This is a genomic window from uncultured Lactobacillus sp. (assembly GCF_947367085.1).
Taxonomy (GTDB): Bacteria; Bacillota; Bacilli; order Lactobacillales; family Lactobacillaceae; genus Lactobacillus.
In genome coordinates this window covers 1-13,529 of the sequence record NZ_CANBCP010000016.1, presented here as the reverse complement: position 1 = coordinate 13,529, position 13,529 = coordinate 1, and the positions used below count along the sequence as shown (strand labels likewise).

The 13,529-nt window shown below is 34.6% G+C and carries 13 protein-coding genes; 12 read left to right on the top strand and 1 reads right to left on the bottom strand.

The features are described from left to right. Positions 1–10 precede the first annotated feature (10 nt). The 10 genes from Q0Y70_RS04255 to Q0Y70_RS04210 all read left to right on the top strand — a co-directional run bounded on the left by Q0Y70_RS04255 (position 11) and on the right by Q0Y70_RS04210 (position 10,711). Complete coding sequence (locus tag Q0Y70_RS04255; protein ID WP_297817154.1) at positions 11–1,033, top strand: S41 family peptidase; 1,023 nt, start codon at positions 11–13, stop codon at positions 1,031–1,033. 274 nt (positions 1,034–1,307) lie between these two features. Then, positions 1,308–2,249 (top strand): sugar ABC transporter permease, encoded by a 942-nt coding sequence (locus Q0Y70_RS04250; protein ID WP_297817151.1) that lies wholly within the window; start codon positions 1,308–1,310, stop codon positions 2,247–2,249. Between the two features lie 12 nt (positions 2,250–2,261). Then, complete coding sequence (locus Q0Y70_RS04245) at positions 2,262–3,182, top strand: carbohydrate ABC transporter permease (protein ID WP_297817148.1); 921 nt, start codon at positions 2,262–2,264, stop codon at positions 3,180–3,182. A gap of 22 nt (positions 3,183–3,204) precedes the next feature. Further along, positions 3,205–4,665, top strand: a complete 1,461-nt coding sequence (locus tag Q0Y70_RS04240; protein WP_297817144.1) for an ABC transporter substrate-binding protein — start codon at positions 3,205–3,207, stop codon at positions 4,663–4,665. Between the two features lie 114 nt (positions 4,666–4,779). Continuing rightward, positions 4,780–5,391, top strand: coding sequence for a YesL family protein (locus Q0Y70_RS04235; protein WP_297817141.1), 612 nt, complete (start codon positions 4,780–4,782; stop codon positions 5,389–5,391). After that, positions 5,391–7,058, top strand: a complete 1,668-nt coding sequence (locus Q0Y70_RS04230) for a sensor histidine kinase (RefSeq protein ID WP_297817138.1) — start codon at positions 5,391–5,393, stop codon at positions 7,056–7,058. Before Q0Y70_RS04235 ends, Q0Y70_RS04230 begins: the two co-directional genes overlap by 1 nt. A gap of 9 nt (positions 7,059–7,067) precedes the next feature. Beyond that, positions 7,068–8,474, top strand: a complete 1,407-nt coding sequence (locus Q0Y70_RS04225) for a response regulator (protein ID WP_297817135.1) — start codon at positions 7,068–7,070, stop codon at positions 8,472–8,474. Between the two features lie 9 nt (positions 8,475–8,483). Continuing rightward, positions 8,484–9,305, top strand: coding sequence for a helix-turn-helix domain-containing protein (locus tag Q0Y70_RS04220; RefSeq protein WP_297817132.1), 822 nt, complete (start codon positions 8,484–8,486; stop codon positions 9,303–9,305). A gap of 105 nt (positions 9,306–9,410) precedes the next feature. Then, positions 9,411–10,514: an ABC transporter ATP-binding protein gene (locus Q0Y70_RS04215; protein ID WP_297817129.1), complete on the top strand. Its 1,104-nt coding sequence runs from the start codon at positions 9,411–9,413 to the stop codon at positions 10,512–10,514. Between the two features lie 20 nt (positions 10,515–10,534). Next, entirely contained in the window at positions 10,535–10,711 is a 177-nt protein-coding gene (locus Q0Y70_RS04210; RefSeq protein WP_297817126.1) for a hypothetical protein, read from the top strand. Between the two features lie 168 nt (positions 10,712–10,879). Here Q0Y70_RS04210 and Q0Y70_RS04205 read toward each other — a convergent pair whose 3' ends face one another. After that, entirely contained in the window at positions 10,880–12,292 is a 1,413-nt protein-coding gene (locus Q0Y70_RS04205; RefSeq protein ID WP_297817123.1) for a C69 family dipeptidase, read from the bottom strand. Positions 12,293–12,373: 81 nt separating this feature from the next. On the opposite strand from Q0Y70_RS04205, the gene Q0Y70_RS04200 reads away from it, so the two are divergent. Continuing rightward, complete coding sequence (locus tag Q0Y70_RS04200) at positions 12,374–12,616, top strand: hypothetical protein (RefSeq protein WP_297817120.1); 243 nt, start codon at positions 12,374–12,376, stop codon at positions 12,614–12,616. 141 nt (positions 12,617–12,757) lie between these two features. After that, the gene (locus Q0Y70_RS04195; RefSeq protein ID WP_297817117.1) at positions 12,758–13,381 is read left to right on the top strand and encodes a TetR/AcrR family transcriptional regulator; all 624 of its coding nucleotides are present in this window, start codon (positions 12,758–12,760) and stop codon (positions 13,379–13,381) included. The last annotated feature ends 148 nt before the right edge of the window (positions 13,382–13,529 follow it).

The window sequence follows — 13,529 nt, the reverse complement described above, 5'->3', positions numbered from 1 at the left end:
GAGGAAAGTAATGATTACAAAAAAGAGGTGTTTGACTGCTTTAATAATGATTTTTACCTTTTTCATCTTGCAGGGATGTCAGTCTCCTAAACAAGGTAAAAATGAGACAGATCCAATTGAAGCTAGCCAAGTGATTAAGTATGTCAATAAGTACGGCCTAATTGAGGATAAGAAAGCATGGAATAAAGTCTTAAAAGACACGAACAATGGTGAAGAAATCACATCTTATGATGAACTAGACAAAGCAGTAAAAATAGCTAATCACCATGCTTCTATATCTAAAAGTGGTTTACAAAGCTGGCAAGCAAGTCCGACAATGTATGTTGATAAAAAGCATAACTTAAAAATTATTAATCTCCCATCAACTTTTCCTGATACATCTTTAACTAGCAAAAAATATAAGTCGGCAAGTGCTCAATATATCAAAAAAGCTCAAGATTTAATTAAAGAAGTGCCGTCTACTCAGCCAATAATATTTAATCTGGCCAACAATTTTGGTGGGGACCCCTATGAAATGATCGGTGCGACCAGTGATTTTATACCTAATGGCTTGTTATGGACAGAAATAACGAAAGATAACCAAAAGACTAAAGTGTTTTTAAAAGAGCGATCTATAAAAATTAAAGGGTCGAATAATTCGCTAGCTGTTTCAATTTTGGCTCATCGCTTAAATTCTAAAAAAGTCTATGTCATCACTAATGAACGTACGGCTAGTGCGGCAGAATTTACATTATTAGCTTTAAAGAAAAATCCTAATGTAGTAATTGTTGGTCATTCAACTGTAGGCGACATTAGTGCCAATGGAGGCTTATCTTTTGGTAAAAGTAAAAAAAGTAGTGCAATCATTCCAATCGCTTGGATCAAAACACCAATAAAAATTAACGGTAAGGATGAATTTGATAGTGATCCAATAAAACCAGATATTATGATAAATTATCCGCCAGTCAATACACGTTCCAATAAACAAAGTCCACTAGATGACGATTTTTTAGATGAAATGATACAAAAGACAAATAATTTTCAAAATACATAATCACTAACCGATATTTAGTTTGTGTAGATCTTTAATTTGGAAATGAATGTGTACAGATTAAAGAAATAAGTATTAATTTTAGCAGCATCTAGTTTAGCCAAGAAGTTCAAAATCCGCATATTAGTAGCAATTTAAAAAGGTAGCTCACAAAGTTATCTTTTTTCTATATAAAACAAGAAATCTTTAATTTGTGCAGATTTTAATCAAGTTTATTAATTCTTTTATTGTGAAAGCGCAATCATAATAAAGAATGTAAGGAAAGGAGGTTGGTGATATGGTTAAAAAGAAAAAAAGCTTTTGGCAGAAGCTGAAAGATAATCGAGTATACCTATTGTTGGTAGCTCCGGGAACATTATTTCTGATTATCTTCTTCTACATTCCGGTTTTAGCCAATGTGGTTGCGTTTCAGAACTTTCAGTATTCTGATCAAGGCTTTATTTATAGTTTGTTTCATAGTCCATGGGTTGGCTTTCAGAACTTTGAGTTCTTCTTTAAGTCAGCAGACTTCTGGATCGTTTTAAGAAACACCTTAGGTTACAACTTAGCATTCTTATTCTTAAACTTCTTCTTTGCCATCTTTTTTGGTATTGTAATGAGTCAATTAAGAAACAGAAAACTTTTGAAAGTTTATCAAACTTCAATGCTGTTTCCTTACTTCTTATCTTGGGCTGTGTTAGCATTCTTCATCTATGCATTCCTGAGCCCAGATAAAGGGATCATTAACCACATTATTCAATCCATGGGAGGAAAGCCGATAGACTTTTACAACACACCATCTGTATGGCCTGGCTTGTTAATCTTCTTAGGAGTTTGGAAAGGAATTGGTTATAACAGTATCTTGTACTTTGCGACGGCAATGGGAATTAATCCAGAGTACTATGAAGCTGCTATGATCGACGGAGCAAATAAGTGGGAGCAAATCAAGAATGTAACGCTCCCAGCAATTTTACCGGTTGCAACTTTGATGTTGATTTTAAACATCGGTGGGATTTTTAGAAGTGATTTTGGTTTGTTCTACTTAATTCCACGAAATTCCGGAACATTAATCAATGTTTCTCAGACGTTTGATACTTACATTTATCGTGCACTGACAACGACCAATGATATCGGAATGTCGACTGCCGCAGGTTTGCTCCAGTCTGTTGTCGGAATGCTATTAATCATTATCACCAACATGATTGTTCGTAAGAAGCAACCAGATGCAGCTTTATTCTAGGAGGCGAGTTGAATGAGAAAAAAGAAGCATATTAGTGCTGTTGATATTAGAAGCTTCAGCAAAGGACCAAATATATTTTTCAACATTCTACTTGCAATCTTAGCTTTAAGTTGTGTTTTGCCGTTCTTCTTTATCATCGTTCTTTCTTTAACCAAGGAAAGCGATATTACTACTTATGGCTATCAATTCTGGCCAAAGCATTGGACATTTGCTAGTTATGAATATTTAGGAAGAATGGGAGGTCAAGTCCTAGAAAGTTTTGGAGTATCAATCTTTGTTACTGTAATTGGTACTTTAATGAATAGCTTGTTTAGTTCAACTTATGCATATGCTATTTCTAGACGCGACTTTGCATTTGCAAGATTTTTTACAATTTTTGCTTTAGTTTCAATGCTTTTTACACCAGGAATGGTTCCAACATATTTGGTCGTTACTCAAATGTTGGGCTTAAAAGACAATGTTTGGGCTTTGATTTTACCAGCGTGTTTCGGTGTTTATAACGTTTTAATAATGAGAACGTTCTTTAAGACATCAATTCCAGAAGCTATTCTTGAATCCGCAAGAGTAGATGGGGCTGGTGAGATTAAAATTTTCACGGATATTGTTGTACCAATGGCAATTCCAGGTATTGCAACAATAAGTTTGTTTACTTGCTTAAGCTATTGGAACGATTGGTTTAATGCAATGCTTTATATGACCAACACTAAGATGATTCCATTGCAATATTTGCTAGTTCAAATTTCTAACAATATTCAATATATGAGTCAGACAATTTCTGCTGGTGGTTCAGCATTGGCAGCTGGTCAAACTCTTCCTAGTGAAGGGATGAGATTTGCGATCGTTGTTGTGGCTACACTGCCAATTGCATTAACATACCCATTCTTCCAAAAGTACTTTGTTAAGGGTATGACAATCGGTGGAGTTAAAGGATAAGCTTATCTAGGAGGTTTATGTAATGAAAAAATGGGCTAAATTTTTAACTGGTGCTGCTGCATTAGTTGGATTAACCACTTTATTAACCGGATGCGGTAATAAAGGCGCAAGTGATGGTAAGATTGTTGTTTCAATGTATATGCCAGGTGATAAACCTAAGAACTATACACAATTAATTAATAAGGCTAATAAGGAAATTCAAAAGAAGCATCCAAATATTGAACTTTCAATGAAGTTTATTGGGTGGGGCGATTACGAAAAAAAGTACAACGTTATGGTAACTTCTGGCGATGACTACGATTTGGCCTTTGCTCAAAATTATGCTTCTAACGCACAAAAAGGTGCTTATGAAGATATGACACCTTTAATCAAGAAGTATGCTAAAGGCGCCTACAACAAGGTTGATCCAGCTTACTGGAAAGGTGTTACTGTAAATGGTAAGATTTATGGTTTCCCAGTAAATGGTAATGTTTATGCCACAAATGGTATTACTTTCAACCAAGCATTTTTGGACAAGTATAATATTAAACCAGGTGATGTAAAGTCTTACGCTGACATGGAGCCGGCTTTGAAAGAATTCCACGCTAAGAACAAGGGCGTAGCTGCTTTTGCTATTGGACAAGGATTCAAAGCAAGTCCAGCTTCAATGGAATTCCCACTGGGCAATGGTCTTCCATTTGCAATTGATTCATCAGGCAAGAGCAATAAAGTGTTTAACGCTTATGATACTGAAGAAATGAAGTCTATCTTGAATACTTTACACCACTACTACAAGGAAGGTTACATTCCTAAGGATGCCGCAACTTCAAGCACTCAATATAACTTGAACGAAAATACTTGGTTCACTCGTCAAGAAACCCAAGGACCTTTCGATTATGGTGACACTGCTCTTGAAAACGCAGCTGGTGGTAAGAAGATGGTAACTTACCCAATTACTAAGCCTTACAAGAGTGAAGCTCAAGCACAAGTTGCTATTTGGACTATTTCTAAGACTTCCAAACACAAGAAAGAAGCTATGCAAGTTCTTAACATGTTAAATACTGATAAGACTTTGCTCAATAACATTGTTTGGGGTATTCAAGGAACTCAATGGAACTTTACTAATAAAGCTCAAGGCAAGATCAAGACTACTGATCAATACAAGCCTGGTACATTCATTGCTGCTTGGATGATGGGTAATAACGACTTGCTTTATACTCAAAATACTATTACTCAAAAGCAAATTGAACAACGTAAGCAAAATATTAAGGATGCTAAAGACTCTAAAGGACTTGGATTCACTCCAGATGTAACTAAATATAAGACTGAAATTACTAACTGTTCTAATGTTATGAGTAAGTATCTTGATATCTTAAATACTGGTACTGCTGATCCAGATCCAACAATTAAGAAGATGGATAAAGAGTTGAAGAATGCTGGATACGATAGAGTTCAAGCAGCTCTTCAAAAGCAATATGATTCTTTCTTAGCTAAGAATAAGTAATAATTTAAATATATTTATCCCCCTTTTGAATCGCCCGACCTATTATAAGATCGAGCGATTTTTGTGATAGTATGAAGTCGTATAGGATAAGCATATAGAAAAGGAGCAGGCAAAATGCTAGGAAAAATGACGCAAAGAGCTTTCATAGCAATCTATGTTTTGATGATATTGAATCTAGCCTTTTGGTTATTTTCACTAATAGGGCTTTTTATATTAGGTACAGGACCTGCCTTAAGAACGATTACAGAAGAGTTCTTAAACCATAAGTTTGAATACCACAATTATCATTTTCAGGAGATGTGGCAGCTGTATAAAAAGTATTTTTGGACTGCGAATGGTCATTTTTATGTCTTTTTTGCATTTGAGCTCTTTTTGTTTTATGATCTCTATCTAACTTCTCAAATAAAGACTATGTGGATGCTACCAATTATCTTTTTACTTGTTTTTGTGATGGTGGTAATCGCAGTTGTGGGTATCTATACTTTGATAATAGAAAGTACTTTTGATGTTGAATTTAAAAATTCAGTTAAACTAGCCTTTGTCGAATTCTTTTCTGACTTCAAAGACCTATTAAAGTTTTTGGCTGGTTTATTAGTAATTGGAGCTTTAACCAGATTTTGGCCAGGCTTTTTGCTCTTTTTAACTATTTCAACAACTATCTTCTGGGCAGTTTTTTCTTCTAAAAAATGGATTGATACGATTACAGATCAACTTGAGGCCGAATGATGAAGAATCTTTCTCTTCACAAGCTAATGAAGTTATTTGTTGCAATTTTTTCTGGAATTATTATTTTAGCTGCAGCAGTTTATACAGCCACAACGATTAATAATTTCAACAGTGAAAATGCGCAAATACAAAGTAGCGCTGCAAATCGAGTATCCATTGAATTACAAAAGAATACTTTAATTACGAGATATATTGCAGATTATATTTCTGAAAATACTGAACGTATAAATAATATCGAAGAATATTTAAAAAATAATCCCAGTCAATATGCTCAATATACGTTAAGTCATCAACCTTATTTTAATTGGCCGTACACAAGTAAGGATTTTTTTATTAAAAACTCTAACTTAACTGAATTACAAGTCAGAATGATTGATAGCAATAATGCCTTTAAAGCTACTATTGAAAACACAAGTGGCAACGTAGTTAATATTAAGAAAAATAATATTGATGATATGCTCTATAGCTCCATAATTAATCCTCAACAAGAAAATGTTGTTGGAATTGTTGGAACTAAATTTAATAATTCGGCTTTAAAGCAGAGCTTATCGCAGCTTGAAGATAATCGACATATGCAGGTTTGGGCATTGACGGATGATGATCGACCAGTGTTTCAATATTTCGATAATGGAGTTTCTACAAAAGAAAGAAAATTGGTTAAAAAGGCAATTGATAGAAAGCATTTGAGTGAAATTCCAGGATTTTTAGGAACGGTAAGAACTGTTGATAATCAATATAAAGTGTTGGTTGTCTTTGATAATCAAGCGATGAAAGAAATTATGATGCGCAGAATATCTGTAATTCTAGCGATCGCAGCCATCGTTTTACTCGCCTTGTTTGCTAGTTTCATGGCAATTTTTAACCATTATCGTAAGCAATTGAATTTAATTATTTCAACTATACATGCTGTTAGTGAAAATGATGCTGAAGCTAGCATTGATACTACTGATTCGCGGTTTGAAGACTTGACTATTTTGTCTGATAGCATCAATCATATGCTTGATGAAATTAACAACAACATTAATACGATTTATAAACTTAGAATTGCCCAGCAAGAAGCTCATATGAAGGCTCTGCAGGCCCAAATTAGTCCACACTTTATGGCCAACACTTTAGAATATATTCGGATGTCAGCGTTAGATATTGGAGCGAGTGACTTAGCTAAAGTGGTTTATAATTTTGCAGCTCTTTTGAGAAGTAATGTAAGTTCACAAGTCCAGACTACCTTGAAAAAAGAAGCTAAACTTGTAGGCAATTATGTTTATTTATACCAAGTTCGCTTCCCAGACAAACTTGCTTATCAAATTGTAATACCTAAAGAGTTAGAGCAGGTTAAATTACCTAAGTTTTCACTGCAGCCGCTAGTTGAGAATTATTTTGTCCATGGTGTTAATTTTGCTCAAAATACCAACGCTCTAGAAGTAAAAGCTTATCTAAAAAACAACCGTGTTGTAATTGAAGTGATTGACAACGGTAGGCAATTAAGTAAAGCAGAATTATCTAAGCTAAATGAAAAGATAAAACAGCCAATTGTTAGTGATAAATCAATCGGCTTACAAAATGTCTATGCAAGAATGAAAAACTACACGAAGAATTTTGCAATGAAAATTAGCAACAATCCTTACGGGGGCATCACTGTGAGGTTGTCATTTGATTACGAAATTTAGGGGATAAATATGTATTCTTTAATGATTGTTGATGACGAATATATGATTCTCAGAGGTATGAGTAAGATCATCGATTGGGAAAATTTGAATGTCAAGATTGTAAATGAAGAGCGAAGCCCGCTACAGGCTTTGGAATATCTCAAAAATCACAATGTTGATATTTTGATTTCAGATATGAATATGGACGAACTTGAGGGTACCAAGTTTTTACCAATGGTGAAAAAATTGCAATCTGATATTCAAATTATTGTTCTATCAGGCTACAATGATTTTGAATACGCTAAAATTAGTCTTGAACAAGGAGTCATTGATTATTTGAATAAGCCTGTTGATCCTGACGAACTGGAAGAAGTAATTGAGAAGACAAAAGGCGTGATTGATCGGGCTAAGCGGCGTAAAGAGAACTCACAAATGGCAAAAAGTATGAGGATCAAAGATGTCCTTAATGGCCGCAATTCAATTGGAGAGCTAGATGTTGATACACATCAATATTATGTAATTGCAGTTTTAGATGCTGGGCAAGAATTAAAAGATATTTTGATTGATCAAGATCATGTAATTGGCACATATTTTAGTAATAATGACGCCTATATCATTTTTGAGGCGGATGATGAGCAATTACGCTTATTTGCCAATAAAATGCGCCAGCATCATTTGACAGCTTTGATTAGCAAGAAAATTGGAGAAGAGGAAATCGCTGCTGTAGCCGCATTACTTGAAAAGTATCTAGCATGGTTTCATTTTTATGGACCAAGTAATCAGGTAACTAGTTTGAACGATTTTTCTTATGCTAAAAAGGCATTAGATGTGGCATCTATGAGCAATGATCTTGATTTTGAAGATATGCCTATCACGACTTTTCATGAAAAAATTAATAAAGATCTTGAGCAATTGCGTCTGCATTGTAATGCAATTGAAGATGCAAAATATTATGCTCGGCTGGTTTTGATGGCAATTTATGGGACTAATCAATTAGTGGATGCTAACATTACCGATGCTGTTGCTAAGATCGAACATACTCCGTCTTTAAACAAGGTTTGCGATTTATTGACGGATTTTTATGCAAATTATCGTAAAAATGAACAAATTTATCCCGAACCAATTAACTCGGTTGTTAAGATTATTAGACATCGTTATCAAGAACCCCTGACTTTGATTCAAGTTGCTAGTGAGTTACACTTGAGTCCAGTATATTTAGGAGCCTTATTTAAGAAGAATACTGAGGTGAGTTTTGCTCAGTTTTTAAATCATTATCGAATTTCTAAGTCGATTGAGTTAATGCGTTCAACAGATAAAGATATCAACGATATTGCTTTAGAATGTGGATATCAAAATGCAAATTACTTTTTTAGAGTATTTAAAAAGCAAACTCAAATGGCTCCTAGCGAATATAAACGTATGATTAAGAAGCATTAGGCTAACAAAATGAAATTTGAAGAATTACAAGAATTGTTTCCGCAATTACAAAAAAATCCCACGCAAGATGCTTATGCTTTGCGATTAGAAGATGGGGATGCATACCTGCCGAAGGAAACGTTAACTCAAAGAGAAAAAACAATTTGGCAACTTTTAGAAACGAAAAAAATTCACCATAAGCTTTCTAGTTGGCAATTATATTTGAATGGACAAAAGTCTCAGCCGAAAGTAAATAGCCACTTACGCTTTTTATATTTTCAAGTTAAAAAGTTAAATAAGGAAGAGCGCAAGCAGTGGCAAGATCAATTGCTATCTTTTTTTGGTAGTCGAGTAGCTTATTTTTGGCAAAATCCAGAAAATGTGGTTGTAATTGATGAGCAGTGTCATTTGAGTCAAGAAGAGCTTAACGGTATTTTAACAACGATGGATAGCGATTTTTTGACTACAACACATTTGTTAGTGGGATTAGTATGGGATAAGAAAGCTGAGCTTCCAGCTATTTTTATGGAAGAAGAAAAGATTAATGACTCGATTTCTTGGCAGAGTAAGGTAATGACAATCCCTCAAGCGGCATTATCGTTTTATACGCAGTTTAATAAGAAAGACAGCGTGATTTTGCATACTTTCCGTCAACTCTTTAATAATCAAGATGATAGTAAAGAGCTAGTTGTTAATTTATATAAAGTCGGCGGTAACGTTACCCAAGCAGCCAAAAATATGTTTGTTCATCGCAATACTTTGGAATATCGAATTGAGAAATTTATGCAAAAATATCATCTAAACTTACATCAAATGGATGATTTGGTATTTTGCTATTTGATTTTTGTATAAAGTGACAAAAATCACGTCCATATTTCGTCACTTTTTAGTAAAAGCGCTTACAATTTTCGGCTATGCTAATTATGTAAGAGAAATAGAAACACTAGAGGTACGAAAATGGTAGAAGTTGATTTAAATCATATTTATAAAAAATATGCTGGTAACGATAAATATTCTGTTAACGATTTTGATTTACACATTAAAAATAAGGAATTCATCGTCTTTGTTGGTCCATCTGGATGTGGTAAATCAACCACTTTAAGAATGATTGCTGGTTTGGAAGATATTTCAGAAGGAACTTTGAAAATTGACCACAAAGTAATGAATGACGTTGCCCCTAAAGATCGTAATATTGCCATGGTATTCCAGAACTACGCTTTGTATCCACACATGACAATTTACGATAACATGGCATTTGGTTTAAAGCTTCGGCACTATAGTAAAGAAGATATTGAAAAACGTGTAAAAAGAGCAGCTGATATTTTAGGATTACAAGATTATCTTGATAAAAAGCCATCCGAACTGTCAGGTGGTCAACGTCAGCGTGTTGCTTTAGGACGTGCAATTGTGCGTGATGCTCCGATCTTCTTGATGGACGAACCACTTTCTAACTTGGATGCTAAGTTACGTGTTGTTATGCGTGCTGAAATTGCAAAATTGCATCAAGATTTAGGTACTACTACAATTTATGTTACTCACGACCAGACTGAGGCGATGACTTTAGCTGATAGAGTGGTCGTAATGTCAGTTGGTAAAGTTGAACAAATTGGTACACCGCTTGAAGTCTATAATGAACCAGTAAATATGTTTGTTGCCGGATTTATTGGTTCTCCTCAAATGAACTTCTTCAATGTTCACTATAAAGATGGTCGCATTTCTGATGGTAAAGGCTTGAATATCGAAATTCCGGAAGGTAAAGCTAAGATGCTTGAAGAAAAAGGCTATGGAGATAAAGATATTGTCTTTGGTATTCGTCCAGAAGACATTCACTCTGAACAAGCCTTCTTGGAAACTTGGCCAAATGCTGTTGTTAAGTCAGAAGTAGTTGTTTCAGAACTTTTGGGTTCAACTATTCAACTTTACCAAAAAGTTGATGGGACCGAATTTGTCGCAATTGTTAACGCAAGAGACTATCATAAACCTGGAGACAAAGTTGAGATGGGCTTTGATGTTAACAAGGCACACTTCTTTGATAAGGAAACTACAAAAGCAATCCGTTAATCAAGGAAGGAAGTATAAAAATGGCTGACTCAGAACTCCATATTAAAAAATTGTTGTCAGAACTGAAATTTAAGTTCAAATGTCCTAAGTGCAATGCAATTTATGATGCAAAATTTGGTAAAAATACATGTCCAAATTGTCAGACAATTGTTCATTTAGAGCCTAAAAACGACTGGGGTAATTTGCACTATATGTAAAATTGAATAAGAAAATTGGCATCTGTGAAGATGCTTTTTTTCTTATTCTAAATAAAAAACGTGACTTTTCGTGTACTGATATAGGATCGAAGAGATCGTGAAAAAGAGCTTAAAGTAATCAAGGCTACACAAAAGGCATCTAACTTCATCTAGTTAGGTGCCTTATTTTTATAGATTTGGATCCATTTTAAATCGAAGTGGTGAATCAGCAGTTTGAAGTGTAATTAATTTAGCATTTAAAGCTTGATAATTCTTAACTGCGGTATCAGCTAATTCTTTGTTAGCTTTATTTACTAGTTCCTGCTTTTTATTGACGTCATTTTCTTTAGCAAGTAATGCGTCATACTTAGTTCTAATTTTGTTCAAAGCTAAATTAGTATCTTTTTGCGTATTATTTAAATAAGTTGCGTATTTATTCCAGGAGCGATCAACTAAGACGCTGGCGAGCTTAAATACCCAATATGCAGAATTTGAAGAGTAGGTCTCTTTTCCATATTTAAACATGGTTGGAACTTTAGTGCCTTGTGGATAAAATGGAATATAAACGCTTTGAGCTGCAATTCCCATTGCTAGCCAATGAATCATGTCTCTGCCGTTGAGCTGGAGTAAGTGGGATTCTTGGGTAGTAGCAACAGTAATTGGACGATAGGTAGCTTGGTTTTTATTCTTAGGATTGGTTAAATCGTAAGGTGTGCCGTTATAGTGATCACTTAAAACACGTTGGGCATCTTGAATTGAAATGGGACGATCAGCTTTTTGTATAAAAGGTAAATCAAAACTTTCTGGATCTTGCTCAATAGATGGTGTTAATAATTTTTGTCCACTCCAAACACGAGGTGTGTTGTAAGCTAAATCAGAATCGTCATGGGTGCCAAAAATTTCTCTGAAATTAAAAGGCTTATTTTTAGGCCAAAGATGATTAGAGTAAACGAAATCCTGAATACCTTGTGAATATAAAAAGTTACTTGGCTTGTCAAAATCAATTACTTGAATTGCAAGTTGATTGGCAACTACTGCATAAGAATCATCAGGGATTCTTTGAGCTACCCAGTGGTGGCCCGAACCAATTTCCATATACCAAGCTTCATCTTGATCCGCAAATAAAATGCCATCAGCTTCGGCTGCGCCATGTTTTTCGACAATTTCTCCCAGTCTTTTTACACCTTGACGAGCTGACTTAATATAAGGTAAAACGACGCTTACCATTGCTTCTTCTAAGATGCCGTGTTCAGTTTCAAATGGATCAAAACTTTGAACGCGATCATTAGCATAAGCACTTTCAGTTGCGCTCATAGCAACGTGGAATTCGTTGATGCCGTCTTCTTCAAAAACGCCATACTTATCAGTCCATTCTGGCGTACTTGAGTAAGCAAATACTTCCTTAGGTAAATCCATCTCAAACTTATTATCTTTGGAATTAAAATGATTTTTTTCAATTAATTTATGCTCATTAAAAGCAAGGTGCTTGGGCCATGCGGTTTTTGCATCTTCATTACGACCGATAATGACACTTCCATCAATCGTAGCGTTTTTACCTACTAGGATTGAGGTACAGGATGAACGACCAATTTTTGTTGGCATAAGTTTCACTCTTTCTAATGATGTAATATAATTAATATTGTATAACTATTAAGAAAAAATAAAATAAGATGAGGTGTTCTTATGGCAGATATACCTGAAAATAAAGAAATTAAGTTAAGTACTGATTACGAAAACCATACTATCGATATGGAATTTTCTGATAATTTAGTTGATGATCGTGAAAAAGGCTATATTTTGTCTGCGGCATTTTTTGCTTTTGCTGCAAGTCAGGGCTTAGATAAACAAGAAGTTATTGAAATGGTAAACTCTCATTATGACCAATTTACTGGTGATGATGGTTCAAGTTTGTTTAAGCGTTTATAAAAAAATCCAATTTTAAAACTTACCTCTATACTTTTGTTATTTTTTGGTATAATATTAGCTATGAAAGAAATAACACCTGTTGGGTAATTTTTTGGCGTTATTTCTGGATAATCTTCTATTTCACACAGTGAGGTGATAAAAGTGGCTAGAAAAAAAGAGATTGACAAGCAAAAGATCTTAGATGCAGCTTATAAGTTAGCAGTTCGTGATGGAATTGAAAGCTTAACTGCAAGAAATATTGCGAAGGCAGTACATTGTTCAACTCAACCAATTTATTTGGAATTTGCAAACATGACTGATTTACGTACGCAAGTATTAAAGAGAATCACTGATGAGCTCAGAAACAATACTTTGCAACAAAACTTTACTGGTGATCCATTGATTGACCTTGACTTGTCTTATATTTACTTTGCTAAAGAACACGTTGGTTTGTTCCGTGCAATGTTTGTAGATGGTAAGTTTGGAAGTCAAATGATTTCGGATACTTTGATGGATTTGGGAATCGATAAGTTCAAACAACAATTCGATGCATCTGAATTCTCAAATGAACGTATTCGTCACATCGTAATCACCAACTGGGTTTCAGCAACTGGTATTGCTGCTTTGCAAATTAATCAAATGGTTGACTTCAGCCAAGATCAAATGGTTAACGTCTTAGAAGCACAAGTTCACGACGCTATGCTTAATGATCGTCTTACTAACACTGAAGAAAGTCCATTGTTTGCAGCAGACGAAGATGCTTCATTGGAAGAAAAATTGGGCTAATTTTGAATTAGCGCTTAGACGTCACGTAAGTGGCGTCTTTTTTTGGCTCTTTGTCAAATCCTGTTGATGAGGAGTAATTGAATGAGAATCAAGCTACCTCAGAGTAGCTTGGTTCTTTTTCTTTGATTTTGTTTTCTTCTAACCGAAT

Bases quoted from the DNA above. Each gene is read 5' to 3' on its own strand.
- Q0Y70_RS04210 (WP_297817126.1), top strand. From the start codon at position 10,535: ATGGCTGACTCAGAACTCCATATTAAAAAATTGTTGTCAGAACTGAAA.
- Q0Y70_RS04220 (WP_297817132.1), top strand. From the start codon at position 8,484: ATGAAATTTGAAGAATTACAAGAATTGTTTCCGCAATTACAAAAAAAT.
- Q0Y70_RS04245 (WP_297817148.1), top strand. From the start codon at position 2,262: ATGAGAAAAAAGAAGCATATTAGTGCTGTTGATATTAGAAGCTTCAGC.
- Q0Y70_RS04200 (WP_297817120.1), top strand. From the start codon at position 12,374: ATGGCAGATATACCTGAAAATAAAGAAATTAAGTTAAGTACTGATTAC.
- Q0Y70_RS04205 (WP_297817123.1), bottom strand. From the start codon at position 12,292: ATGCCAACAAAAATTGGTCGTTCATCCTGTACCTCAATCCTAGTAGGT.
- Q0Y70_RS04240 (WP_297817144.1), top strand. From the start codon at position 3,205: ATGAAAAAATGGGCTAAATTTTTAACTGGTGCTGCTGCATTAGTTGGA.
- Q0Y70_RS04250 (WP_297817151.1), top strand. From the start codon at position 1,308: ATGGTTAAAAAGAAAAAAAGCTTTTGGCAGAAGCTGAAAGATAATCGA.
- Q0Y70_RS04255 (WP_297817154.1), top strand. From the start codon at position 11: ATGATTACAAAAAAGAGGTGTTTGACTGCTTTAATAATGATTTTTACC.
- Q0Y70_RS04225 (WP_297817135.1), top strand. From the start codon at position 7,068: ATGTATTCTTTAATGATTGTTGATGACGAATATATGATTCTCAGAGGT.
- Q0Y70_RS04235 (WP_297817141.1), top strand. From the start codon at position 4,780: ATGCTAGGAAAAATGACGCAAAGAGCTTTCATAGCAATCTATGTTTTG.
- Q0Y70_RS04215 (WP_297817129.1), top strand. From the start codon at position 9,411: ATGGTAGAAGTTGATTTAAATCATATTTATAAAAAATATGCTGGTAAC.
- Q0Y70_RS04230 (WP_297817138.1), top strand. From the start codon at position 5,391: ATGAAGAATCTTTCTCTTCACAAGCTAATGAAGTTATTTGTTGCAATT.